Annotated in this window: 25 protein-coding genes; 16 read left to right on the top strand and 9 right to left on the bottom strand. The window is 50.4% G+C overall.

The annotated features are described in order from the left end of the window. Positions 1 to 789 (top strand): HD-GYP domain-containing protein (locus AB7C91_RS07115; RefSeq protein ID WP_428590174.1); only part of this gene is annotated, 789 nt, incomplete at its 5' end. Here the strand turns inward: AB7C91_RS07115 and AB7C91_RS07120 are convergent. From AB7C91_RS07120 to AB7C91_RS07150, 7 genes are all read right to left on the bottom strand, one after another. Then, positions 790 to 1,437 carry a hypothetical protein gene (locus tag AB7C91_RS07120; RefSeq protein WP_332447537.1) on the bottom strand — a complete coding sequence of 216 codons (648 nt, stop codon included), beginning with the start codon at positions 1,435 to 1,437 and terminating at the stop codon, positions 790 to 792. Then, positions 1,421 to 1,828: a rhodanese-like domain-containing protein gene (locus AB7C91_RS07125; protein ID WP_332447538.1), complete on the bottom strand. Its 408-nt coding sequence runs from the start codon at positions 1,826 to 1,828 to the stop codon at positions 1,421 to 1,423. The genes AB7C91_RS07120 and AB7C91_RS07125 overlap by 17 nt, the downstream gene beginning before the upstream one ends. A 107-nt stretch (positions 1,829 to 1,935) precedes the next feature. After that, positions 1,936 to 2,484, bottom strand: a complete 549-nt coding sequence (locus tag AB7C91_RS07130) for a hypothetical protein (protein WP_332447539.1) — start codon at positions 2,482 to 2,484, stop codon at positions 1,936 to 1,938. An 8-nt stretch (positions 2,485 to 2,492) separates the two neighbouring features. Next, complete coding sequence (locus AB7C91_RS07135) at positions 2,493 to 3,242, bottom strand: hypothetical protein (RefSeq protein ID WP_332447540.1); 750 nt, start codon at positions 3,240 to 3,242, stop codon at positions 2,493 to 2,495. A gap of 2 nt (positions 3,243 to 3,244) precedes the next feature. Further along, entirely contained in the window at positions 3,245 to 3,832 is a 588-nt protein-coding gene (locus tag AB7C91_RS07140) for a hypothetical protein (RefSeq protein WP_332447541.1), read from the bottom strand. A gap of 13 nt (positions 3,833 to 3,845) precedes the next feature. Beyond that, the gene (locus tag AB7C91_RS07145) at positions 3,846 to 4,871 is read right to left on the bottom strand and encodes a hypothetical protein (protein WP_428590178.1); all 1,026 of its coding nucleotides are present in this window, start codon (positions 4,869 to 4,871) and stop codon (positions 3,846 to 3,848) included. A gap of 9 nt (positions 4,872 to 4,880) precedes the next feature. Then, positions 4,881 to 5,492, bottom strand: coding sequence for a penicillin-binding protein activator LpoB (locus tag AB7C91_RS07150; RefSeq protein ID WP_332447543.1), 612 nt, complete (start codon positions 5,490 to 5,492; stop codon positions 4,881 to 4,883). 171 nt (positions 5,493 to 5,663) lie between these two features. Here AB7C91_RS07150 and AB7C91_RS07155 point away from each other — a divergent pair, with 171 nt between their 5' ends. Continuing rightward, positions 5,664 to 6,983: a COG3014 family protein gene (locus AB7C91_RS07155; protein ID WP_428590181.1), complete on the top strand. Its 1,320-nt coding sequence runs from the start codon at positions 5,664 to 5,666 to the stop codon at positions 6,981 to 6,983. A gap of 18 nt (positions 6,984 to 7,001) precedes the next feature. Here the strand turns inward: AB7C91_RS07155 and AB7C91_RS07160 are convergent, their stop codons facing one another. Beyond that, on the bottom strand, positions 7,002 to 7,172 hold the full coding sequence (locus AB7C91_RS07160) for a hypothetical protein (protein WP_332447545.1): 171 nt from the start codon (positions 7,170 to 7,172) through the stop codon (positions 7,002 to 7,004). Positions 7,173 to 7,488: 316 nt separating this feature from the next. Between AB7C91_RS07160 and AB7C91_RS07165 the strand changes: the two genes are divergently transcribed. The 6 genes from AB7C91_RS07165 to AB7C91_RS07190 all read left to right on the top strand — a co-directional run bounded on the left by AB7C91_RS07165 (position 7,489) and on the right by AB7C91_RS07190 (position 15,137). After that, on the top strand, positions 7,489 to 8,874 hold the full coding sequence (locus AB7C91_RS07165; protein ID WP_428590185.1) for an ABC transporter substrate-binding protein: 1,386 nt from the start codon (positions 7,489 to 7,491) through the stop codon (positions 8,872 to 8,874). 116 nt (positions 8,875 to 8,990) lie between these two features. After that, on the top strand, positions 8,991 to 9,920 hold the full coding sequence (locus tag AB7C91_RS07170) for a sugar ABC transporter permease (RefSeq protein WP_332447547.1): 930 nt from the start codon (positions 8,991 to 8,993) through the stop codon (positions 9,918 to 9,920). After that, a complete protein-coding gene (locus AB7C91_RS07175) occupies positions 9,914 to 10,876 on the top strand; it encodes a carbohydrate ABC transporter permease (RefSeq protein WP_428590188.1) in 963 nt (320 codons plus the stop codon). Before AB7C91_RS07170 ends, AB7C91_RS07175 begins: the two co-directional genes overlap by 7 nt. Next, a complete protein-coding gene (locus AB7C91_RS07180; RefSeq protein ID WP_428590191.1) occupies positions 10,873 to 12,294 on the top strand; it encodes a hypothetical protein in 1,422 nt (473 codons plus the stop codon). The genes AB7C91_RS07175 and AB7C91_RS07180 overlap by 4 nt, the downstream gene beginning before the upstream one ends. A gap of 3 nt (positions 12,295 to 12,297) precedes the next feature. Beyond that, positions 12,298 to 13,344, top strand: coding sequence for a LacI family DNA-binding transcriptional regulator (locus AB7C91_RS07185; protein ID WP_332447549.1), 1,047 nt, complete (start codon positions 12,298 to 12,300; stop codon positions 13,342 to 13,344). A 29-nt stretch (positions 13,345 to 13,373) separates the two neighbouring features. Further along, on the top strand, positions 13,374 to 15,137 hold the full coding sequence (locus AB7C91_RS07190; RefSeq protein WP_332447550.1) for an alpha-amylase family glycosyl hydrolase: 1,764 nt from the start codon (positions 13,374 to 13,376) through the stop codon (positions 15,135 to 15,137). A gap of 27 nt (positions 15,138 to 15,164) precedes the next feature. Here AB7C91_RS07190 and AB7C91_RS07195 read toward each other — a convergent pair whose 3' ends face one another. Then, complete coding sequence (locus AB7C91_RS07195; RefSeq protein WP_332447551.1) at positions 15,165 to 15,557, bottom strand: (deoxy)nucleoside triphosphate pyrophosphohydrolase; 393 nt, start codon at positions 15,555 to 15,557, stop codon at positions 15,165 to 15,167. Positions 15,558 to 15,877: 320 nt separating this feature from the next. On the opposite strand from AB7C91_RS07195, the gene AB7C91_RS07200 reads away from it, so the two are divergent. From AB7C91_RS07200 to AB7C91_RS07235, 8 genes are all read left to right on the top strand, one after another. Then, positions 15,878 to 16,153 (top strand): RNA-binding protein, encoded by a 276-nt coding sequence (locus AB7C91_RS07200; RefSeq protein ID WP_332447552.1) that lies wholly within the window; start codon positions 15,878 to 15,880, stop codon positions 16,151 to 16,153. A 220-nt stretch (positions 16,154 to 16,373) separates the two neighbouring features. After that, positions 16,374 to 17,558 carry a tryptophan synthase subunit beta gene (gene trpB / locus AB7C91_RS07205; RefSeq protein ID WP_428590196.1) on the top strand — a complete coding sequence of 395 codons (1,185 nt, stop codon included), beginning with the start codon at positions 16,374 to 16,376 and terminating at the stop codon, positions 17,556 to 17,558. Continuing rightward, positions 17,551 to 18,327 (top strand): tryptophan synthase subunit alpha, encoded by a 777-nt coding sequence (trpA, locus tag AB7C91_RS07210; RefSeq protein ID WP_332447554.1) that lies wholly within the window; start codon positions 17,551 to 17,553, stop codon positions 18,325 to 18,327. Before trpB ends, trpA begins: the two co-directional genes overlap by 8 nt. Positions 18,328 to 18,375: 48 nt before the next feature. Continuing rightward, positions 18,376 to 19,854 (top strand): anthranilate synthase component I, encoded by a 1,479-nt coding sequence (gene trpE, locus AB7C91_RS07215; protein WP_428590199.1) that lies wholly within the window; start codon positions 18,376 to 18,378, stop codon positions 19,852 to 19,854. Further along, a complete protein-coding gene (locus AB7C91_RS07220) occupies positions 19,851 to 20,441 on the top strand; it encodes an aminodeoxychorismate/anthranilate synthase component II (protein WP_332447556.1) in 591 nt (196 codons plus the stop codon). The genes trpE and AB7C91_RS07220 overlap by 4 nt, the downstream gene beginning before the upstream one ends. Further along, positions 20,438 to 21,454, top strand: coding sequence for an anthranilate phosphoribosyltransferase (trpD, locus tag AB7C91_RS07225; RefSeq protein WP_332447557.1), 1,017 nt, complete (start codon positions 20,438 to 20,440; stop codon positions 21,452 to 21,454). Before AB7C91_RS07220 ends, trpD begins: the two co-directional genes overlap by 4 nt. Beyond that, a complete protein-coding gene (gene trpC, locus AB7C91_RS07230; protein ID WP_428590203.1) occupies positions 21,455 to 22,219 on the top strand; it encodes an indole-3-glycerol phosphate synthase TrpC in 765 nt (254 codons plus the stop codon). Continuing rightward, on the top strand, positions 22,216 to 22,803 hold the full coding sequence (locus AB7C91_RS07235) for a phosphoribosylanthranilate isomerase (RefSeq protein WP_428590206.1): 588 nt from the start codon (positions 22,216 to 22,218) through the stop codon (positions 22,801 to 22,803). Before trpC ends, AB7C91_RS07235 begins: the two co-directional genes overlap by 4 nt. The last annotated feature ends 23 nt before the right edge of the window (positions 22,804 to 22,826 follow it).

A 22,826-nucleotide genomic window follows, 5' to 3' on the forward strand; every position in this document is an offset into this window, starting at 1 on the left:
CAAGCATGCAGAAAAACCGACATCATCAGCCGGATCGGAGGGGATGAATTCGTCATCATCCTCCCCAGTGCCGATACGACAACCGTGGAGCGCATCCTCCAACGCATCAATCATCGACTGGACCAGAGTGATATTCTTGCTGGAAGCCGAAGCATCGCCTTGGGGTCGGCGACCAAGATTACGATGGAAGAATCGATCCATACCGTTTTCGATCTTGCCGAGGAACGGATGTACCGCCGAAAGACACTGCGCCGCTCGGACACCCAACATCAACAACTGCAGGTATTGACCCACATGCTGTTCAACAAGGCTCCGGAGGAAGAAGAGCATGCGGTACAGGTACAGCAGAGTGCGGCCATGCTTGCCCGAATACTGCATCTCAGCAGTGAGGATGCTGGCCTTCTCACCCGTGCAGCGAGGTATCACGATATTGGAAAAGTGGTGTTGGACACGAAGGTGATCACTACCAAAAACCGGGATGCGGCAATGATGAGCGCCTATCAGGAGCATGTCAGCAGCGGCTATCGCATCCTCAACACATTTGAGGAGACGCTGGATCTGGCCCCGTTGGTGCTCAATCATCATGAACGTTGGGACGGCAAGGGATTTTTGAAAGGATTATCCAAGGAAGAAATCCCCTACCTTGCCCGAATTCTTCGGTTGGCGGAAGTCTGGGTACGCGAACAGCTTGATTCGCAATCCAAGGAGGAACGACGATCTGTCCTGGAAAGCCTCAGCGCAACGGAGCTCGATCCTGCACTGGTAGAGGAAGTGTTGCAATCATCATAATCATTGGATGCAGGCGAAGCCTGCTGAACGGGTCGTACTCTCATACCAAGCCGAAAGGTTGAGGTTCCAGGAACGACCGCCGTCAAACACTTCGATCATCACCGGTGAGCCCTCCGTCTCCTGAATCAGGGATACAACGGTGACCCAATGCCAGGAATCCAGATTTTCCAAGGACCCTGCGGAGAGATTCAGAAACGCCACAGGTTGGTCCGCATCCAATGCGGTGGTGATATACGAAACGACCTGTTTAAGGCTCGGCCGTTTCGTCCTGTCCTTCGGCAACGCCAGGCTGGACATGGGTATTGCAAGTTGGTGGGCGGCAAAGAAGCTGGACAAGCCTTTGGTGAATTGGCTGACCAGATGCAACCCCATGATTCCTGGGGTCACATGCGTCCACACTTCTTCCATCAATGCTGTCATCCCTTGCTTGTCCTCGATACGGCGAAGACCGAGGGAAGGATTCTGATGGCTGAGATACAGCACCAACGTGCTGGCTACGGTAGGTCCGCAACCAGCCTTTCTCTGCCAAAGCAAGGGAAACCATTCCTGGTCAGCACCCAAAAACGTATGTCCTTGATCGTCATGCAAGGTGAGGAAATTGCGATGGGAAAGCGATATTTCTCGATGCATATTACCTGACCGTTCCATAGGTCCACCTATGGATGCCGCCCAGATCATAGATCTGTGTATATCCAAGTGCGGAAAGTCTTCTGGCAGCCTGGGAAGAGCGGGCTCCGCTCTGGCAATACACCATGATCGGCATATCCGCATCATTCAGTTTCTTGGGTTTGACACTGCCGATGGTCTCCACCGGAATATTGATTGCACCCTTGATATGACCGTTCGCCCACTCGCCTTTGGTTCTTACATCGACCACGGTCAACGGCTCTTGGTTCTGCATCATATCCCACGCCTCTTTGGCGGAAATTCTCTTGTAGGGAATCTTTCCTCCCAGCTTTCCGCTCAAACGTAGGTTTTTTACCACCGTATATGCGACAAAGACTGCTATGACCAGAATGACAAAAGAAATATTACTCATTTGATAGGTTCTCCTTGCCCCAAGATGCCAAAATCTTCATCAAGCGTCAACAGGACAAGGATGAAAGGGATGAGAAATTTTCCTACCATTTTGGTGTGCGATCTGCGCTATTCAGAACTTTCCTTGTCCAGTTGCGCATCAAGATAGGCAACCAAGGTCTCCGCTTCGATTCTGGTCTTTTCCAGCTCCATGGACATTTGCAACGCCTCGGCTTGCAGTTTGTAGGCATCCTTGAGGTTCTTGACCGGGTAACTTGCCAATACCCAGACCGTTCCATCGGAAGCGGTATACCGTTCCTCGACACTGACGCCTCTGAGTGCGATGTTCACTGTTTGCACACTCAGATTCTGCAGAACTTCGAGAATCTGCTTTGTCTTCAAGGTTTCACCCGCTTCCTCAACGAACGTCACCAATGCAGTATCCACATTGGTGGATGCCCAACGCCCGATGGCGTCCTTGGCTGCGGACTCGGCTCGGAGCTGGCTCAGTTGGACAGTCGATTGTTTTGCTGAGCCCACCTCATAATGCAGACTTCGTGTGCTCTTTGGTGAATGGGTGGTCCAGTAGGGAGAGCCATCAGCATTCGCTTTCGGGGTTGTGGCACATCCAAATAACACGATCATACATACCACGACGCCTGCCAATATTCGTTTCATACGCTGTTTCAATCCTCACACACGGCCAAACTCCAGTAGGTTCGGTTTCGTTCGTCATAATATCGTGCAACTATCGAGAACCCACGCAAAAGACCGCGTTGGGCTTGATAGAGCACCCGTTGCATCTGTTCCTTGTCGGTTTTCACGCTCTCCACCGAGTAGGCATGTTCAGTCCCCAGATCAAGGAGGTTCTGCGCAGCGGCAAAATCGGAAGCTTCCAAGCTGTCATGCAGATAGTAATAGGGCTTGGAGGATCCGATGCCGAATCGATACCCATCGACTTTCGGCACGTGGGAAAGCCACACCGGCCTACCCGTTTCATCATTGACTCCCTGATACGGTCTGTCTGTCGGAGCCTGCAGGGGATCTGCTACCAACACCACCGCACCGGCCTCGTCATTGAAAACAACAGAAAGCACTTCCAAACGCCTGATCGTCTCCGCCAATTGCGTATCATCGTACAAGGCTTTCTCATCTGCGGCAAACGCCGTCAAACCTGCTTGCGAATCCTCGGAAAGCACCAAACGGGTATCCAGGGCAAGGGCTTGTTTGAGCAAGATGCTCTTTGCCGCGCTGAGGATGGCCTGTTCAGTCATTCGGGCTTTGGTTGCATACGGGCCGGAAATCCCGATATACACATTGTCAGGATACCCGCGTAAATCCAACAAATCCAATACGGAAGAAGATTGCTCGGTTTGCACCGTACTGCATCCAACGAGCAATACGGCACAAAGCATGAGAGCAAATCCCTTGGTCAAAATTACTTGACTCCCTTCAACAGATTGGCGAATGCATCCTTCATCTTGGCGTTGGCAGCGGCTGCGGCATCACTTTCCACAAAGGCCTCAGCAACGGCTTCTGCCGCCGGTTCGAAATTCTTCTCAATATTTGCCATGGGGATGGAACACAATACCCAGACGCCGCCTTCGGCATCGACCCATGTTTCTTCGGTCGTCACTCCCGAGAGTGTAGCCTCGGCAACCTGCTGACTGATCACTTCCATGGCATCAAGAGCCTGACGGTCTTCACCGCTTCCCGCATCATTCACATAGGTAACCACGACTTCCTTTACCGAAGTACTGATCCAGGCAGCAATCTTGTTTTTTGCTTCGACCGTAGCCCGTTTGATCGAATTCTGCTTGTCACTCATCTTTCCATACCCGGTTTCATAATGCACATCCTGGGTGGAAATCGTCTTGGAAACCCAAAGCGGCTGCGGTACGCCTTCCGCACCAATGATCAGGGGAACCACCGGGGCCGGGGCAGTCACCTCAGTGCGCGCCGTTGCACATCCGGTCAAAACCAATGCCATTGTTGCAAGCACAAGCAATCCAACTACTTTCTTCATGAATGAACCTCCACTATGTTTCAGCCTCAAGCGTTTGCAGCAAGAGGGTACGTACCTCATCAACCGCCGTCGTGGTGGCATTTCGCAATGCCTTGGCTATTGCATCAGACTCCGAGAGCGCAGCCTCACGATCATTCTTTTCATACGACACATAGCGCTCCCCGTGTCCCTTCAGTTGTACAGACAGGAAATAGCGGGCGTAGCGGTACGGACTGTCAGGCATATTGATCGGCTGGACATCGTAATTGATCTCCAATACCGCATCCCCAGCTTCATCCGTGATGGTAAATCCGAGTTTCTGCATCCCCTGTGCGAAGGCAGCGTGCAGCATCTGCTCGGTGGCTGTATCCTCTGCACGAACCTGTACGGAAATCGAGATGCTTTGTGCCAGATCGGTCAGCTGCCGGTCCAATGCAACCAGTACCGAAGGTTGGCTTTTTTTCTCCAGAACCTGCAGGATATCCAGCAAAGCCTGCTCTTGTACTGCAATGCTACGGGCATGCACCAAGTGTACATATGAACGAAGGGGATCGGAGGCAAGCGCGGCCTTTGTTTTTATCTGGGAGAGAGAACTGGACAATGGTGACACTTGTGATCGATACAGCTCGATGGCATGTGCACGGTTGAGCGCCACACGCACAAAGACGCGCCCCACGTCATTGATAAACGTGTTCACCACCTCTGCTCCGATAATCGCCTCGGTGTTGGTCTGTACGCTTCCCACCTCCAGCAACTCAGAGGCTTCGGTGAACTGCATCATACCCTGTTCATCCTTGGTTGCCGTGGAAAGACTGGTAACCTGCGTCTGGGAAGATACCTCGGAATTGAAAATCTCAGAAAGACCGGTCAAGGCCGCATCCACGGCTTTCTCCCGGGTCGAACCTGAGCCGACGGCACACAGATAGGTCTGTGCATCATATGATTTATCATAAGGATGATCGAGCCAGGAAGGTCCGGTTTTGCCGGTTTGCAACGCCTGGCAGGATGAAAGGAGAAACAGGAGAAGCCCGATGATCGTCAGTTTGGCCAGATACTGCATGGACAACCCCTAGAAGGAATACTTGCTCTGCTTAATGAGCTTTTTGATCGTCTCTTCCCCCACCCACACTTTGCGGTTCGTCTCTATATCGATCAACTCAGCCGAGACGTAGTAGGTCCTCACCTTCGTACCGCCGCTCTGGTCCAGGTTCGTCCGAACGGCTCCCTGCAAAAGATAATCTGCTCCTATTTCCTTGCCCAACGCCTTGGCGGTTTCCTCACTGGCGAAATATTGCTGTTCCTCCCGTTCATCCCGTACCGAAGCACGGAAACTCTGATCAGCCACCATATCCACCTTGCCTGAATTGATCAATTCCATTTCATACCGTTTTGCGATGATGGAAGTATCGATATGCTCGCTGCTGCGGTTGAGGAAGGTCCCGACGATTACTACCGGATTTTTACCAGGATGTTTCATCCTAAACTGATTGATCCATGGAGAAGCCAGACTCGAATCCACCAACGCCTGGGAGACGATGCGTATGTCGGTATCATTCCAATTTCCACTCAGATCAATATCCTCATCGGCTTGCAGACGACTGACGGATACCCCAGTCTGACAGGAACCGAGCAAAACGACCGACAAGCAGAGAAGAATACTCCAAGAAAGGATCCGTTTCATACGATGCTCCTTGTAATCAATGACGTTATCTTGGCTTAGTGTACCAGATACCGTGTATATTGTGTAGAATAAAAGGCCAGATACCAGACAAACTTCCCTCTTTCAGTTGCGTCCTTCGCACAACAATGGTACATTGAGCCATACCAAGGCGAGATGTCATCCAAAGCTTTTATGAGATACACAAACAAAACAGGCCGAATCATCTGCTTCTTCTGTATCACCACCATCGTATTGGCAGGGTGTTCATCCTATGTCGACCTTTCGAATATAGAACACCTGTACCAAAGTGAAAATTACACGCAGGCATACCAAAGTTTGGAACAACGCTCGAACAGCTTGTTGCAAGCCCAAGGCCCGATCATCGTCAACTATGATCTGGGATTGCTTGCCCGACTGGATGGCCGCTATCAGGATTCCAACCAGTTCCTCAGTGAAGCCGAACGGGGGATCCAGGAGGCCTACACCCAATCAATCAGTGCTAACCTCGCATCCTTCCTGGTCAATGACAATACGAAGAAGTATGGCGGGGAGGAGTATGAGGATCTTTACCTGAATACGTTCAAGGCTTTGAATTACCTCCATCTGGGCAGAGCAGAGGATGCATTGGTGGAAATCAACCGGAGTCTGGAGAAACAAGCGCAGCTGAAGAATCATTATGAACAACAGATGAAGCAGGCATCCGGTTTTGCCGTAGAGAAAGGATTGGATACAGACACCGAACAAACCTATGCATCATCCTTCTCCACGAGTGCCTTGTCCAATTATCTGGGCAGCATCATCGCCGATGGGCTTGGTGAAACCAACACGAGGGACTTCGCCCTCCAGCAGGTTCGGCATGCCTTTGCCTCGCAACCGGATCTGTATCCTTTCAAACTTCCCCGGCTGGTCGAGCAAGCTAGTCAGAATCCGACTTCTGCCAGACTCCACCTTGTTTCCTTCAATGGAATGGCACCGAAGAAGGAGGAGAGGCGGGAATCAGTATTCCTCTCGCCCGGCAATCACTCGGTAATCGCCTATCCTGTTTTGGTAGGACGACCATCCAGGGTAAAGGCCGTACAGGTCACCGTATCCCAAGGGCCCACGATATTTCTGGAGAAGCTCGAATCCATCAGCGCAATCGCCATCGACACCTTCCAAGCGAAAAGCAGCCTGATCTACCTGAAAGCAACATTGCGGGCCATGGCCAAGGCAATCGGGGTCGCCGCCTACGATGCCATTGCGGAACAGGATGAACAAGTCACCGCAACCGAACAGTTTTTCAGCTTCCTGTTTCATGTCGCCCAGGATGTCACCGAGAGCGCCGACATCCGTTCCACCCATTTCCTTCCCGCTGAAGCGTGGGTCGGCTATGTGGATCTTGCGCCGGGAACCTATACGGTGACCATTTCCTTCCTTGATGGATACAACCAGAGTATAGGCAACAAGGTATTTTCCAAAGTGGATATACAAAAAGGACAGACCAACCTGCTTGAGTCGTTCTGTCCTTATTAGTCTACCAAAAGCTATTCGTCAGCGATCGTCATCCTCCAATACTTCAAATCGCTCTTCCGGTTCAGTCGTTGTATGTACCTTGGCTTTGTGTTTTTTCTCTCCCAGACGTTCACGTTCTTCTGCATCCCATGCAGGGTCTCGTTCATAATCCTTGGGTCTTCTGATCGTATCACGCGTGTTCTTTCTCATAATCCATCGCTCCTTATGATGAAATCGGGCTATGCCCTGAAAGAAAAGCTCCTTACCTATACCATCGTATGGCCGAAGCGAATCGTCAAGAGTCGAGGTCGAGAAAGCATAGCGGATTGAACAGTGATCCCTCGAGAGATGACAAGCAACCCACCTTGGAAATTGAACCGTTTCATGCATACACACGCACCGCATTGGTGCACCAATGCTGCTGCAGCAGAAATAATCACAGTCTTAGGCTTGACTTCCAAAACGTTTTGGATTTTACTATATACAGTTCCAAAACGTTTTGGAAACAAACAAAAGGAGAATCAACATGAAAAAAGGAATGGTTTGCATGATGATCTTGGCACTCCTCATTGCCTCCTCGGCAATGGTGTTTGCGCAAGGTCAGCAGGAAATGGTTCAAAAAACCTCCGAACCGGTCACTATCGATTTCTGGACAACGGAGACACAATCCGACAGAATGGCGACAATCCAGGTGCTCATCGACACGTTCACCACCTTGAATCCGAATATCAAGGTGAATTTGATTCCGGTAGATGAAAACAACCTGGTTACACAGGCACAAACCGCATATGCTGCAAAGAGCCTTCCGGCAATGTTCGAAGGTCCGGCTGAAACTGCGGTATCTTTTGGAACCCAAGGAATTCTGGACATTGGGACCACAACCAAATTGGTGGAGAAAATCGGAAAGGACAGATTTTATTCCGGCCCTCTCAAAGTATTGGAAACCACCGGTAAAGGAAGTTATTATGCACTGCCGTACCACGGTTGGATCCAAGGTATCTGGTATCGTTCGGATTGGTTCAAGGAAGCCGGTCTGAATCCACCCACTACATGGGATGATATTCTCAAGGCCGCCAAGTACTTCTATAAACCTGAGAAAAACCAATATGGGATTCTTGTAGGGACCTTGCCGGAAGCGTATACCGAACAATGTTTCACCCCCATCGCCATGTCCAATGGAGCTGCATTGTTTGATGGCAAAAAGAATCTGGTTTTCAATTCTCCGCAGATGAAACAGGCTATCGAATTCTATGCCGAATTGGCAAAATATAATCCACCGGGACCACAAACCTGGAGAGCAAGGGATTATTATCTGCAGGGAAAGATGGCAATGTTCTTCTATTCCACCTATATCATGGATGATTTGGCGTTGCAGGAGGCAGCGAAAGGCTCACTCACCGGAGACAATTTCAAGGACCTTGCAGGAGCTGATTTTGATCCCGAACTTGTAAACAAAACCGGTGTCTCAACCATCATCACGCACACCAGCTCTGCTGGCTATGGAACGGTCGTGGCCTTCGGCCTCTTTGATCAAGGAGATCCGGCAAAGACCGCAGCTGCACAGAAGTTCATCGAATATCTGTACACCCCCAATGCGTACATCACCTTCCTGCATATGGCACCAGGAGGCATGAACCCGATGCTTAAGGAAATTGCGACCAACACACGTTTCCAAAATGATCCGAGCGGTACGTTCAAGCGCTATGGAACCGAAAAAATGGCGCAAATCATCAGTGGGTTGGAAAATATTGAGACGTTCAGCATCGTCGACGGCAACCGAATCGAGGCCGCCAGCGAAATTACGGCAAAGCAGATCATCCCACAGATGTTGTACAAAGTCACCCAGGAACATATGCAGGTTGATGATGCCATGGCATGGGCAGAAACGGAAATGCGAAAAGTAATGAAATGATTGGACTAGGTTGCTTCGATAGGCGGAGAGCGGGTTGCTCTCCGCCATCTTGAACAGAACCAGTCGGCGACTTCACGTGCATCGAACAATCATCTCATCAAAGAAAGGAAATCATCATGCGTGCTCCGAAACAGGAAAAACCATCAGCTCCCCCTTCCCTATCCATCTTCACCCCTACCGTGATGAGTGGCCGAGCCGTGCATGAACAGAGGATCGGATGGGCCTTGGTATTTCCCTCCGTGTTCATCATTCTCGCCCTCATCCTCTATCCGGTCCTCTATAATATCTATCTCAGCTTCTTCGCCTTCAAGCTGGCCGGTGATAACGTATTCGTAGGACTTCGGAATTATGTGCAGATTCTCACAGATTCGGAATTCCTCCTGGCTGTCCGTGAAACGTTGGTGTATGTGGTGTTCTCGACATTGGGAACCACCCTGCTTGGGCTTGGTACGGCCATGGTTATGAACAAGAAATTTCCGCTTAGAGGGTTGGTACGGAGTCTTATCCTCCTGCCGTATGTTGCACCCGTGATTTCAGTCGTCTTCGCCTGGCAATTCATTTTCGACCCGGTAAACGGCATATTCATGGATGTATTTCATACGAAATTGGGACTATTCGCTGAACGATTCAATCTGATCGGATCTCCCTCTACGGCAATCTGGGTGGCAATTCTATTCGGCATTTGGAAAAATTTTCCCTTTACCTACCTCATGATTCTTTCCCGCTTGCAGGCGATTGACGAAACCCTGTATGAAGCAGCGGAGGTCGATGGAGCGAATGGTTGGCAGAAATTCAAGGCAATCACCCTTCCTGAAGTGTATTTTGTCATATCGGCACTGATCCTATTACGGGTCATCTGGAATTTCAACAAATTTGAGGAAGTATATCTGTTGACCAGCAATGTCAAAGTGCTCTCGGTGTATACCTACCTCAAAGCGTTCACCGGTACCATGGATCTCGGCCAAGGAGCGACTCTTGCCGTACTTCAGTTCATCATTCTCATCGGATTCATCCTCGTTTATGTAAAGAAGGTCCTCAAATGGTAAAGAAAAGAAACCCACTGAAGAGTTTGGGATTTTTCCTCCTCGTGATGATCATTGTATCGTTCAGCATCTTTCCTTTCATCCAGATGTTGTCATTATCCTTGAAATACCAGTGGGACTGGGGAAACCCTTCCCTGATTCCGCGCAAGATAAACGTTGAGGCATACAAGGAATTGCTGAATATCGACCAAGATCTGAAAAACGTCCCCCAGTCAGTGATTACCCTGCTTGAGGAAACTCCCGAACTCACCAAACAGCAACGTTCAGCCATCCTTGCAAAATACCAGAACACGGGTGAGGTGTTTCCCTTCCTTCGGTATTTTAAAAATTCATTGATACTCTCGCTCAGTGCAGCCTTTTTCTCGGTGTGTCTCGCCATTTTCGGTGCATATTCTTTCAGTCGTCTGCGTTTTCGCGGCCGTTCGACAATCCAACGTGGGGTGCTGTTCGTCTATATGTTCGGTGGTATCCTTCTGCTTATCCCCCTCTATCGACTGTTCGCATCCACGGGATTGCTCGCCACACCCACCGGAACCTTCATCAGTTTGCTTGTCGTCTATATGGTGCAGACGTTACCGGTTTCTTTGTATATGTTGGGAAACTACTTCCGAACGGTTCCTTTTTCCTTGGAAGAAGCGGCTATGATCGAAGGATTGGGCAGAATCGGGATCATCTTCAAAATCATCATCCCGCTTTCAGCCTCCGCTATCGCCACTGTTTATATTTATTCATTTATGATTGCATGGAATGAATATCTGTTTGCTTCGGTATTCCTGAAAAACTACAAGATGCTTTACACCCTGCCGATCGGTTTGAAGACTTTGTTTGTTTCGAAAAACGCCATATGGGACCGCATCATGTCTGCATCCATGCTTACGGCTGTACCCGTCATGGCATTGTTCATGTCGATCCAAAATAAAATTACCGGAGGTCTTGCAGCCGGAGGGGTCAAGGAATGAGGAGCGAAGATACACGATCATCAACCAAACATATCGGTATAATTCATTTCAAGACTGGAGATACAGATGGTGTCTCACTGGAAATAGACAAGTGGACCTCGGTATTCCAAAAGAGGGGTTACAAGGTATTTCTCTGCAGCGGAAAGCACGGGCGTGACGATGGGAAAGCTGAGCAAAGCCGTGACGATGTACCGGTGACGATCATCGAGGAATTGGACTATCATGGAAGTGAGGCGGCCCGAATGCAACGCCAAACCTTTGTCGCCCTTGCGGAGGGACAAAGCGAAGCGGCATATTCCATTCAGATGCTCGAGGATGCCCGAATCATCCAGCAGAAAGTGGAAGCCTGGATACGTACCCGGCAGCTAGATATCGTCATAGTTCAGAATATCTGGTCGGTTGGATTGCACCCTGCTGCCGCTATCGCCGTCGAGCATGCGCTATGCAACACCAAGGTACGGGTAGTGGCGCAACACCATGATTTTTATTGGGAACGTGTACAAGGTATACAATTATCCTGTGCCTCAGCAATCGGATTTACCGATATGTTTCTCCCTCCCCATACTGACGGGTATACCCATGTAGTTATCAATTCATTGGCCAAAAATGCATTAAAAACACGTAAAGGAATCGATGCCATCGTAATTCCCAATGTATTCGACTTCGAGGGAAATGATTGGGTCGTTGACTCATGGAATGTTGATTTTCGAGAGACATTCAAGATAAAAGCTTCTGATATTGTTGTTTTACAGGCTACCCGGGTTATTCCCCGGAAAGGCATCGAACTGGCAATTGAATGTGTTGCGGCACTGAATCGACATAAATCTCAATTGATAGGAAAGACAATGCCGAACAACAGTGTATTTCATGCTGAAAGTCGAATCATACTCGTACTCGCCGGCTACACCCAGGATGACACAACAAACACCTATATGCAGCGATTGGAAGCGAAAGCAAACGCTGAAGGCGTAGTCATGCTGGCTATCGGCGATCGTATCACCAGAGAGCGGACGCAGGGAGCCGCAGGGAAAACCTATTCTCTCTGGGATGCCTATGTACACGCCGATATCGTAACCTATCCATCGTACTGGGAAGGTTGGGGAAACCAGTTTCTGGAGGCAGTGAAAGCACGATTGCCGGTGGTTTTGTTTGCCTATCCTGTGTATTTGGCTGATATCGCACCCATGGGGTACCAAGTGATATCCTTGGGAAGTGCCGTTGCCTCGTGGTCGAACGAACATCTTGCCAGAATCGAAAACACCGTGTTGGAAACTGCAGCCGCATCCATGATTGAAGTATTGGTTGACAGACAGAAACGAGAGAGTATGGTAGAATCGAACTATTCAATTGCCAAGAAACACAGTTCCCTCAAAGCACTGGAATCTCATCTCGAACCCATATTGGCAAGCTGGAGTTAAAGCATGGTCACATTGAAGGATATCGCACAAAAGGTCAATCGATCCGTCACTACCGTTTCCCGTGCATTGGCGGAATGTGATGATGTAAGCAAGGAAACCATCAGAGTAGTAAAACAAGCTGCCGAGGAGATGGGTTATGTACCCAACAGTATCGCCCAGAAACTCCAAAAACAATCTACCGATACAATTGGAGTCGTAGCCCCGGTATCTTCAAAAGGGTATGCCGAACCATTTTTCTGTGAACTGTTGTCTGGTATTGGAGAACAAGCATCCAGATTCGGATACGACCTTTTGGTGGCATACGTACATGATCATGATGAATTGGATGTGTATCGGAAACTTGTCGCCGAAAGAAAGGTCGACGGGTTCATCCTAAGCAGAATGATGGTGGACGATGTACGGCCGCAGTATCTTTCATCTATCAACTTCCCGTTCACTGCATTCGGTCGTATAGAAGGGGATCTGGATCATCCTTATGTCGAGGAGGATGGAGAATACGCAATGGATTTGATTGCCGATCATCTTATCAGCCGCGGACATACGAGAATTGGTTGCATCAGTCCACCATTGTCGGTTCTCTATGCAAAAGTCCGATTGCAAGGGCTTACGCAAGGATTGGAGAAACGAGGCCTTCAATTGGACTCCAATCTGGTCTATCTGGGAGCCTTCGATCAGGAAGACGGGTATTATGGAGCGGACAAGCTTCTGGATCAACAAAATCCGCCAACCGCAATTGTTGCGTTCAATGATCTCATTGCATTTGGAGCGATCAATGCGGGAAAGGATCATGGACTGCGGATCGGATCTGATTTGGCAGTGACCGGATTTGATGATATTCCCATGGCAGCCATGTACCGCCCTCCCCTTACAACAATCCATCAACCGATCAAAGAAATCGGTCAGATGGTTACCAGTTCCCTGATCGATATCATCCATGAAAAATTCAATCGGACAGGTCAGGACAACCCGCTTGATGCTACCTATCAGCCATCACACAAACAGCGGCAATTATTGTTGCGTCCAAATCTGATAATCCGTGCCTCCAGTTGACGACCATCCCAAGATAATTGAGGTTTCCCATGCACAATGAACAACGCACAGCAGCAAATTCCCTTGAATGGCTCTCCCGAATCTATGGAAATGATACAGCAATCCAGTGGAATCCCAAGTTCATGCAGGTGTTTGAACGATTTTCCGGTTTCTCTTCCGCCTCTGCCCATGTAGACCAACATGCTTCAATTCTCATCACATATGGGGATTCAATACGGGATGACCATGGTGAAAAACCGCTGAAGACATTGTTGCATTTCCTTCAGCATTATGTAGGTTCGGCTATTTCCACCGTTCATATTCTACCGTGCTACCCGGCATCCTCGGATGACGGATTCTCAGTTGTAGATCCTTTCCAAGTGGATTCTGAATTGGGAACCTGGGAGGATATCCATCATCTGGCACAAACCTATAATTTGATGTTGGATTTCGTAGCAAACCACCTTTCACGTTCTCATGTATGGATCGAGGAATGCCTAAAAGGAAATCCGGAATTCTCTGATTTCATCATATTCATGGACGGTTCAGAGGATCTCCATACCGTTTTTCGGCCACGGTTGCACCCTTTGTTGACATCGATTCAAACTGATTCCGGCAACAAGTTGGTTTGGACAACCTTCAGTGCTGACCAAATAGATCTCAACTATCAGAATCCAAAAGTACTGCTCCATATGATAGAGGTACTCTTGACCTATGTACAACACCATGCTTCCATCGTTCGCTTGGATGCGATAGCCTACATTTGGAAGGAATTGGGGACTTCCTGCATCCATCATCCCAAAACCCATCTGATCATCCAATACTTTCGGTGGATCCTGGATGCCATGGCTTCAGGCACGCTCATCATTACCGAAACCAATGTACCGCATAAGGACAACATCAGCTACTTCGGTAATGGTTTCAATGAAGCATCCTTGGTGTACAATTTTCCGTTGCCACCATTGGTGCTGCACACATTCCTGACACAGAATGCATCCACCTTGTCCCAATGGATCAAAACACTTGCACTCCCTTCAACTCAGGTTGCCTTTTTCAATTTCCTTTCCTCGCATGACGGCATTGGATTGGTACCAGTCAGAGGCATCCTTGAATCGGAAGAAATAGAATCTCTTGCAAAGCATGTAATTGCCCAGGGTGGATTCATCTCAAAGAGAACCAATCGGAATGGATCGAGCAGCCCGTATGAATTGAATATCAATTATTTTTCAGCATTTCATGGAATCTCAGAAAACGAAACACAGGACACGCATCGTGATCGTTGTATCGCAGCTACGGCCATCATGATCTGCATGCAAGGCATCTGCGGCGTATACATCCATAGTTTGCTCGGCTCTGAGAATTGGACTGACGCTCCCGATCTTTCAATGCATCCAAGAACGATCAACCGTGAAAAACTGGATTATCAAAAGCTCTGTACTGAGCTAGAGGATACACAGAGCAAGCGATCAGGAATCTTTTTTAGATATGTAACCTTGTTGTCGATCAGGAAGCACGAAAGGGCACTCCAGACGACTGTTGCACAACACGTCCTCGATGCAGGGAATACGGGAGTATTGGCCTTACTCCGAGGACCTGGCGACGATGATGCGTATATACTCTGTCTGATAAATGTGACCGCACGTACCCTCATGCTTCCCCAAAAGAATCTTGAACAGCAGATTCACGAAATCATCCAGGATGATCGACCTTCTCTGTGGAGCAATCTGCTTGTGCCGAACAAAGAACCCCCATCTTCCTTCCCCGAACCGATACTGAGTCCCTATCAAGTCATTCTGCTCAAACGACAAGCCTAGGGGTTGTTCTCGTTTGAATCGGGCGGATTACCGGAGTAGCGACCGGACGGAAGCAACCACCGGCAGATCGGCCTCTGCCCAAGGCAGGGAATCAAGCTCGTCGAAGGCCAACCAACGATGCTGTGCATGTTCCAGACATTGGATTTCTCCGGAAAGGCGGGTACAGAGGAACACATACATAGTCAAAGAGAAGGTTGGATAGGTATGCGCTACGGTCAGCAGTTGACGTTGCACACGGATGACAATGCCCAGTTCCTCGGCAATTTCTCGGATCACGGCATGCTCAGCCGACTCCCCCGGTTCCAGCTTTCCTCCAGGGAACTCCCATCGACCGGCCAAAGTCCCTACATAGTTGCGTTGCGCCGCGAAGACTTTCCCGCCCTCAATCAGCACCATGGCAGACACATACAGATGATTCATACCCGATATCATACCAAGAAAAGTATTCAATTTCCAAGCCAAACATGCACCATCGGTCCGGTACTGTCGCAGAATGAGCAAGTGAAATGCATAAACAGGAAAAATTGTTCATCTTACAAAGTCCTTCAATTGACAAGAGCGTTTGGGCATGCTACCGTACAGTTGCTTTGGTTTTTGCGTTGCAGCTAGTCCCTTATCCTATCTTTGTATGTATGCATTCTTCACTGAATCCCACTAGCAGACAGGTTAAACGTTCGAGACTGCGCCAAAAAGAGCAAATACTCTATTGTACAGGCATTAGCCTGTGAAGGATGCTTTGAATGGCAAAGAAAATCTATGTTGGTAACATGAGTTACAACACCAGCGAAGAGGAACTTCGCGACCTGTTCGCACAGTACGGCACCGTACTGAGTGCTAACATCATCATTGACCGCGAGACCCGCCGCCCCAAGGGGTTCGGTTTCGTTGAGATGGAGGACGATTCTGCTGCAATCGCCGCAATCAGCCAGCTTGATGGTCAGGCTTTCGGTGGCCGCAACCTTCGTGTCAACGAAGCTATTGCAAAGCCCCGACCGAGCTACAACAACCGTTACTAAACGCTTGAAACAGCACATTTCGAGAGTCCTTCGGGACTCTCGTTTTTTTATTCCAAGAGAAAAGCCCTGTCTCGTGAACCATGAAAATACGGCACCACAATATGCTGCTATGCATTTGCAGCTGATATCACCCTCGGTTTGGACAAAAAGAGAAGAAAAATGATCCAGTCCTATTGATTCTATTTATAGAAACATATATGCTCCTACCCAGGAGCTTGGAATGCAAGAAGGACGATTTGGAATCTATGGTGGACAATATATCCCGGAAACCCTGATGCCGGCCATCCTCGAATTGGAGGAAGCCTATACGCGACTGAAGGACGACCCACACTTCAAAGCGGAATTGGCGGATCTGTATGCAAGCTATGCGGGTAGACCAAGCCTGCTGACCTATGCAGCGAATATGAGTAAGGATCTGGGAGGAGCGAAAATCTACCTGAAACGGGAAGATTTGAATCATACCGGCTCACATAAGATCAACAATGTCCTCGGCCAATGCCTCTTGGCCAAGCATATGGGAAAGAAACGCGTCATCGCAGAAACGGGGGCCGGCCAACACGGGGTGGCCACTGCTACGGTCGCCGCACTCATGGGTCTGGAATGTGAGATTTTCATGGGCAAGGTCGATTGTGAACGGCAACCCTTGAACGTCTATCGGATGCGCCTGCTTGGGGCAAGTGTCCATCCGGTAACCTCGGGTACCCAGACACTCAAGGATGCCGTCAACGAAACCATGCGTGAGTGGACAAAACGCATCGAGGATACCCACTACGTTTTGGGCTCGGTCATGGGGCCTCACCCTTTCCCCACCATGGTTCGGGATTTTCAGAAAATCATCGGAGAGGAGGTCCGTCGGCAAATCCTTGCCGTCGAACACAAGCTTCCCGATTACCTGATAGCCTGTGTCGGAGGAGGTTCCAATGCCATGGGATTGTTCTACGACTTTCTTGATGAACAGGCGGTACAGCTGGTCGGCTGCGAGGCTGCAGGACAGGGAATTGAGACAGGCGAGCATGCAGCTACCATTGCAACCGGTACCGAGGGAGTCTTTCATGGCATGAAGAGTCTCTTCTGCCAGGATGAGGATGGCCAGATCGAAGAGGTGTATTCGATCAGTGCAGGACTCGACTATCCCGGGATCGGGCCGGAACATGCCTATCTTCATGCAACCGGCAGGGCAATATATGTTCCGATCACCGATGAACAGGCGGTGGATGCCTTCACCTACCTCAGTAGAAAAGAAGGCATCATCTGTGCCATCGAGAGTGCCCACGCAGTAGCCTATGCCATGCAGTTGGCCCCTACGTTGTCCAAAGATTCCATCCTGGTTGTCAATCTCTCCGGACGTGGGGACAAGGATGTGGCCGCCATCGCCCGTTACAAAGGAGAGTCGTTGTATGAGTAACCGAATCGAACGGGCCTTCGAAGGCAGGAAAGCCTTCATTCCCTTCCTCACCTGCAATGATCCCGATATGGCATTGACGCTCGATCTGGTTCTTTCCATGGCTGATGCCGGCTCTGCCGTCATCGAGCTGGGAATCCCTTTTTCTGATCCCATCGCCGAAGGACCGGTGATTCAGAAAGCTGATGAGCGGGCCTTGCAAGCAGGATTCAAACTCACGCAATTCTTTTCCCTGGTGGAGCAGATCCGTAAATTCAGCAACATTCCTTTGGTTTGCATGACCTATCTGAATCCCGTCTACCATTACGGTAAGGAACGATTTCTCCAAGAGGCCGGTGCAGCCGGGCTGGATGGCATCATCGTACCAGACCTTCCCTACGAAAGCAGAATTGAGCTTGAGCAAACCTGTATCGACAACAATATCCAGCGTATCAATATGATCGCTCCAACCAGCAGACAAAGAATCTGCGAAGTTGCATCCCACAGCAAGGGCTTCCTGTATTGCGTCTCCTCACTGGGGGTGACCGGCATGCGTACCACACTGGGCGACACCGCCCGTATGATGGTGGAACAAGCAAAACAGGCGACCAATACTCCCTGTGCCGTTGGGTTCGGCATCCATACCGAGGAGCAGGCGCGCGTCATCGCAGAATTCGCCGATGGAATCATCGTCGGTTCGGCCATCGTCAACCTCATTGCACACTACGGGCACAACAGCGTCAAACCGGTCGAGACCTATGTCCGATCCATGAAGAAGGCTATCACCGGGTAGTCTTTTTTTACCCCGAGTGATTCTACAGAAAGAAACAAAGGAGCACCCATGGACAGCCCCGTCACCTATGAAGACATCACCATGCTGCAGGCAAGGCAGGAAGGGACCATCTATGTCCTGTCCACAGAACTCATGAGCGACCACCACACCCCGATCACCGTCCTGAATCTGCTCAAGATGAGAAGCACCCATTGCTTTCTACTAGAGAGTGTGGACGACCGCCAACGTTGGGGACGCTATTCCTTCCTCGGTTTCGATCCAAAATTGGAAATCACCTGCCAGGATGGACGAACCACCATCACTGATCGAAACGGAACGAAACAGCAGAGGGAAGGCCATCCCGCAGCAACCATCAGGCGGATACTGGATGAAAACCGGAGCATCAAACAGGAACATCTGCCTCCATTCACCGGAGGCTTGGTAGGATACTTCAGTTATGACTACCTCACCTATCAGGAGCCGACCCTGCAACACTCCACCCAAACCGATGACGCCTTCAAGGATCTGGATCTGATGCTGTTCGACCAGCTCATATGCTTCGACCAGTATCGACAGAAAATCATCCTGTTGGTCAATGTAGCGTTCGCAGCGGGGGAAGCCGGATATAAGGCGGGAATCCATACCCTCGACTCGATGCGCAAGCTCTTGGAAACCCAAACGCTACCACGTGAACAACCGGGTCGTTTGACAGGAGAGATGCAGAGTTTGTTTACGGCAAAGCAGTACTGCACCATGGTGGAAAAAGCCAAGCGGTACATTTTCGAAGGAGACATCTTCCAAGTTGTGTTGTCCAATCGCTGGGAAGCGGACTTCACCGGAAGCCTGCTCAACACCTATCGGGTCTTGAGAACCACCAATCCATCGCCCTACATGTTCTACTTCAGCGGAAGTGATCTGGAACTGGCGGGAGCTTCCCCGGAAACCCTGGTGAATCTGCAGGAAGGAATCTTGCATACCTTTCCTTTGGCGGGAACCAGAGGGCGCGGCAGAACCGAGCAAGAGGACAAGGCATTGGAACAGTCCTTACTCAATGATGAGAAGGAGTGTGCAGAGCATACCATGTTGGTCGACCTGGGGCGCAACGATCTGGGCCGGGTCAGCGCCTTGGGCAGCGTCAAGGTCGAGGAATACCTGACGATCCAACGCTACAGCCATGTGATGCACATCGGCTCAACCGTTCGGGGAACTTTGGCCGAAGGCAAGGATGCCTTGGATGCCATAGCCAGCGTGCTTCCGGCAGGGACACTCAGCGGCGCACCCAAGATCAGAGCCTGCCAGATCATCGAGGAATTGGAACACACCCAGCGGGGCATCTACGGTGGGGCGGTCGGCTATCTCGCTTTCAATGGCAACATGGACACCTGCATCGCGATACGTTTTGCGTATCGGAAGAACGGCAAGGTGTATATCCGTAGCGGAGCAGGCATCGTTGCCGACAGCATAGGGATCAACGAATGGCATGAATGCGAAAAGAAAGCAAAGGCCGTGAAAGAAGCTTTGCACCGCAGCAGTGGAGGAAACCTATGACTTTGTTGATCGACAATTATGACAGTTTTTCCTACAATCTCTACCAAATGCTGGGCTTTCTCGACCCTGCGATTATGGTGGTCCGCAACGACGAACTCACCATCGAGGATATCCGTACGCTTGCCCCCTCCTCAATCGTCATCTCTCCCGGCCCGGGAACATGTGAAAATGCCGGGAACATCATTGAGGTAGTAAAAACCCTATCCCCCCTGATTCCCATCCTCGGGGTATGCCTTGGCCATCAAGCGATCTGCACCGCCTTCGGAGCTACGGTCGGGCATGCCAAGAAGCTCTACCACGGCAAACAATCGGATGTCCATCTGGATGTGACCAGCCCCCTTTTCACAGACCTGCAGGAAAATGAGAAAGTCGGCCGCTACCATTCACTGAGTGTCGTCCCGTCCACGCTGAAGCCCCCCCTCATCTGTACGGCACGTACCGACGATGGGGAGATCATGGCGGTCCGACATACAAAATATCCGGTCTTCGGAGTGCAGTTCCATCCGGAATCCATTCTCACCCCCAACGGAGAGGTCATGCTTCGCAACTTCCTCACCCTATCAGCCAGACAAGGAGAAAAACAATGATACGAGAAGCCATCAAGCAACTCAGCCGACGAGAGAACCTCAGTTATGAGACCGCATTGCAGGTCATGGATGAAATTATGGAAGGAAAGGCTTCTGATGTCCAAATGAGCAGTTTTTTGACCGCGCTTTCCCTCAAAGGGGAGACGATCGAGGAAATCACAGCCTGTGCGCAAGGGATGCGCAGCCACTGCAAGCGTCTCTTGCATGACATGCCGGTACTTGAGATCGTGGGAACCGGCGGGGACCACTCCAATTCCTTCAATATTTCCTCCACCAGCAGCATCGTAATCTCCAGTTGCAACGTACCGGTAGCCAAGCATGGGAACCGGGCGGCATCCTCAGCCTGTGGTTCAGCCGATGTTTTCGAGGCATTGGGAGTGAACATCCAAGTGTCCGAAGAGACCAGCCGGCGTTTGCTGGAACAAATCGGATTATGCTTCCTCTTCGCCCAGAACTATCATATCTCCATGAAATATGTCGCTCCGATACGTCGTGAACTGGGCATCAGAACCGTATTCAATATTCTTGGTCCCTTGGCCAACCCGGCGGGAGCCACCATGCAATTGATGGGGGTGTTCGACCGAAACCTGGTCACCCCTTTGGCACAGGTCATGGCAAACCTGGGGGTGCAACGCGGCATGGTCGTCCATGGAGAGGATGGCATGGACGAAATCACCCTTACCGCTCCGACTTTCGTCTGCGAAGTGAGAGATGGAAAGTTCTTCGAATATACCATCACACCGGAACAATTCGGCTTTGCGCGATGCAACAAGGAAGATCTGCTCGGATTTGACGCTCAAGAGAATGCACGCATCACCCGATCCATCCTGGATGGAACGCTTGTCGGTCCGAAACGCGATGTCGTAGTTTTCAACAGCGGCTGTGCTTTGTACATCGCAGGGAAAGCCCCTACCATTGCAGAAGGAATTGCCATGGCAGATCAAGCCATCAGTGGCAAAGCGGCATTGCATCAGCTTGAGCATTTCATCAGGCTTTCCAATGAGGAGCGCTGAATGGATATTTTGAACAGTTTGGCTGATGCGGCACGATTTCGGTATCGTGACAAACGAGACGCAACCATAGAGGAAGCGGCATTTGAAGCGCGCCTCGAAAGCTCGGTATTTGCCTCCGCCTTGCACCAAGATCACCTGTCGGTCATTGCGGAAGTGAAGAAGGCATCCCCTTCCAAAGGTCTCATAGTCGAGGATTTCGATCCCTTGGCACAGGCGAAGGCATATGCGTCGGCAGGAGCCCAGGCGATCAGCGTATTGACCGAACCGACTCGGTTCCTCGGGAGCAACGCATACCTTGCAAGCATCAGTAAAGCGGTTTCCCTCCCCACCCTTCGCAAGGATTTCATCGTCACCTCCTATCAGATTCTCGAAGCACGTCTTCTTGGGGCATCGGCGATTCTCTTGATCGTCGCCCTGCTTGAAAAAAGCACCCTTGCATCCTATCTCAAGCTTGCTTCCCAGCTTGGGCTTGACGCCTTGGTCGAGGTCCATGATGAACAAGAGTGCGATAGTGCGTTGGAAGCCGGTGCTTCCCTGCTGGGGATCAACAACCGGGATCTGCGCACCTTCACGGTGGACCTACATACCAGCCTGAGGCTGAAACATCGTATTCCACAACAATGCACCACCGTAAGTGAGAGCGGAATCAAATCAAGGGAAGATGCATTCTTACTCAAGAATGCAGGATTCCATGCGATCTTGGTCGGTGAGCATCTGATGCGAAGTTGCAGTGTTGATGCGACAATGCAAAGTCTGATGGTATGACCAAAATCAAGATTTGCGGGTTGCGCACACCCGAACACATACAATGGGCGAACCAGTTGCGTCCCGATTACATCGGGTTCGTCTTTGCCCCGAGCAGGCGGCGAGTCACCCATGCTGAAGCCGCCCAGCTGAAGCACATGCTCGACGACCGAATCCTAGCGGTAGGCGTATTTGTCGATGCACGGCAAACAGACATCCTCGAGCTGGCACACAAACAGGTGATCGATTTGATCCAACTCCATGGCAATGAATCGACTGCCTATATCAATACGCTCCGTACGTACACCGATCTTCCGATCATCAAGGCGTTGCGGTCACCACTTTCCCCCATTCTGGAAAGTCCTGCCGATTACCTGTTGTTGGATGGCAAGCTACCGGGAAGCGGCCAACTTGCCGATTGGTCGGCCGCACAACATTGCAAACAGCCGTTCTTTCTTGCCGGAGGATTGCATGCCGGAAACCTGGAAACAGCCATTCTTTCCTGCAGCCCATTCGGGGTGGACCTCTCCAGCGGTGTGGAAATCGCGGGGCAGAAAGATCGGAATCTCATGGCCCAAGTCATCGAAATCGCCCACCGGATGTGAAAGGCAGGATATGCTTCGTTCTC

The organism is Sphaerochaeta sp. (assembly GCF_050256055.1).
Taxonomy (GTDB): domain Bacteria; phylum Spirochaetota; class Spirochaetia; order Sphaerochaetales; family Sphaerochaetaceae; genus Sphaerochaeta.

What these genes read in the sequence shown, in the direction of transcription:
- AB7C91_RS07165 (WP_428590185.1), top strand. Translation starts at nt 7,489, where the DNA reads ATGAAAAAAGGAATGGTTTGCATGATGATCTTGGCACTCCTCATTGCC.
- trpE (WP_428590199.1), top strand. Translation starts at nt 18,376, where the DNA reads ATGGACAGCCCCGTCACCTATGAAGACATCACCATGCTGCAGGCAAGG.
- trpA (WP_332447554.1), top strand. Translation starts at nt 17,551, where the DNA reads ATGAGTAACCGAATCGAACGGGCCTTCGAAGGCAGGAAAGCCTTCATT.
- trpD (WP_332447557.1), top strand. Translation starts at nt 20,438, where the DNA reads ATGATACGAGAAGCCATCAAGCAACTCAGCCGACGAGAGAACCTCAGT.
- AB7C91_RS07235 (WP_428590206.1), top strand. Translation starts at nt 22,216, where the DNA reads ATGACCAAAATCAAGATTTGCGGGTTGCGCACACCCGAACACATACAA.
- AB7C91_RS07185 (WP_332447549.1), top strand. Translation starts at nt 12,298, where the DNA reads ATGGTCACATTGAAGGATATCGCACAAAAGGTCAATCGATCCGTCACT.
- AB7C91_RS07190 (WP_332447550.1), top strand. Translation starts at nt 13,374, where the DNA reads ATGCACAATGAACAACGCACAGCAGCAAATTCCCTTGAATGGCTCTCC.
- AB7C91_RS07180 (WP_428590191.1), top strand. Translation starts at nt 10,873, where the DNA reads ATGAGGAGCGAAGATACACGATCATCAACCAAACATATCGGTATAATT.
- AB7C91_RS07145 (WP_428590178.1), bottom strand. Translation starts at nt 4,871, where the DNA reads ATGCAGTATCTGGCCAAACTGACGATCATCGGGCTTCTCCTGTTTCTC.
- AB7C91_RS07125 (WP_332447538.1), bottom strand. Translation starts at nt 1,828, where the DNA reads ATGAGTAATATTTCTTTTGTCATTCTGGTCATAGCAGTCTTTGTCGCA.
- AB7C91_RS07160 (WP_332447545.1), bottom strand. Translation starts at nt 7,172, where the DNA reads ATGAGAAAGAACACGCGTGATACGATCAGAAGACCCAAGGATTATGAA.
- trpB (WP_428590196.1), top strand. Translation starts at nt 16,374, where the DNA reads ATGCAAGAAGGACGATTTGGAATCTATGGTGGACAATATATCCCGGAA.
- AB7C91_RS07150 (WP_332447543.1), bottom strand. Translation starts at nt 5,492, where the DNA reads ATGAAACGGATCCTTTCTTGGAGTATTCTTCTCTGCTTGTCGGTCGTT.
- AB7C91_RS07130 (WP_332447539.1), bottom strand. Translation starts at nt 2,484, where the DNA reads ATGAAACGAATATTGGCAGGCGTCGTGGTATGTATGATCGTGTTATTT.
- AB7C91_RS07155 (WP_428590181.1), top strand. Translation starts at nt 5,664, where the DNA reads ATGAGATACACAAACAAAACAGGCCGAATCATCTGCTTCTTCTGTATC.
- AB7C91_RS07200 (WP_332447552.1), top strand. Translation starts at nt 15,878, where the DNA reads ATGGCAAAGAAAATCTATGTTGGTAACATGAGTTACAACACCAGCGAA.
- trpC (WP_428590203.1), top strand. Translation starts at nt 21,455, where the DNA reads ATGGATATTTTGAACAGTTTGGCTGATGCGGCACGATTTCGGTATCGT.
- AB7C91_RS07175 (WP_428590188.1), top strand. Translation starts at nt 9,914, where the DNA reads ATGGTAAAGAAAAGAAACCCACTGAAGAGTTTGGGATTTTTCCTCCTC.
- AB7C91_RS07170 (WP_332447547.1), top strand. Translation starts at nt 8,991, where the DNA reads ATGCGTGCTCCGAAACAGGAAAAACCATCAGCTCCCCCTTCCCTATCC.
- AB7C91_RS07120 (WP_332447537.1), bottom strand. Translation starts at nt 1,437, where the DNA reads ATGGAACGGTCAGGTAATATGCATCGAGAAATATCGCTTTCCCATCGC.
- AB7C91_RS07140 (WP_332447541.1), bottom strand. Translation starts at nt 3,832, where the DNA reads ATGAAGAAAGTAGTTGGATTGCTTGTGCTTGCAACAATGGCATTGGTT.
- AB7C91_RS07220 (WP_332447556.1), top strand. Translation starts at nt 19,851, where the DNA reads ATGACTTTGTTGATCGACAATTATGACAGTTTTTCCTACAATCTCTAC.
- AB7C91_RS07195 (WP_332447551.1), bottom strand. Translation starts at nt 15,557, where the DNA reads ATGAATCATCTGTATGTGTCTGCCATGGTGCTGATTGAGGGCGGGAAA.